This is a genomic window from Bacillus sp. Nf3 (assembly GCF_003028545.1).
Lineage (GTDB): Bacteria > Bacillota > Bacilli > Bacillales > Bacillaceae > Bacillus > Bacillus safensis.
In genome coordinates this window covers 1-514 of the sequence record NZ_PYUA01000123.1, presented here as the reverse complement: position 1 = coordinate 514, position 514 = coordinate 1, and the positions used below count along the sequence as shown (strand labels likewise).

Annotated in this window: 1 pseudogene; it reads right to left on the bottom strand. The window is 67.9% G+C overall.

What is annotated here, in order from left to right:
• Nucleotides 1-299 precede the first annotated feature (299 nt).
• Nucleotides 300-514: pseudogene (locus C9414_RS21145) on the bottom strand (short-chain dehydrogenase/reductase); the annotation flags it as partial.

The following is a 514-nucleotide window of genomic DNA, read 5'->3' as shown; positions in this document are numbered from 1 at the left end:
CGGTCTGATGGTCGCCGCGGGTGTCTTCTGCCCACCAGGCGGCGACGCCTTCGGGGGTGGCCAGTGCTTGATACACCTGGCTTGCGGGGGCTTTGATGCCGACCCGATGTGCGATATCCACCATTGCAGGTTCCTCGCGATGGGCGGGCAGGTGCCGTCCTTCGCACTGACTATATGCAGGTGAATGCCTGCATGTCAATGATGGCGCTGGGGAGGGCTGGAAATTCACGCCGGGTGGGCCGCCGGGCTCGCCGGGCACGGCCCGGCGCTACCGCACCCTGGCCATCGACCGGCAGCGCCTACGGGGTGCTGTCGGTCGAGCGGCTCAGTGGTTCCCACGCGTCGATGTTGCCGGCCATCGATGCCAGCTTTGCGCGCACCAGCTGCAGTGCGTCGCTGCCCAGCAGCAGATGGCTCGGCGGCGCATCGCTGTCGATGATCTGCAGCATGGCCTGCGCCGCCTTCACCGGATCGCCCAGCTGCTGGCCGCTCTTGTCCTGGCGCGCACTGCGGA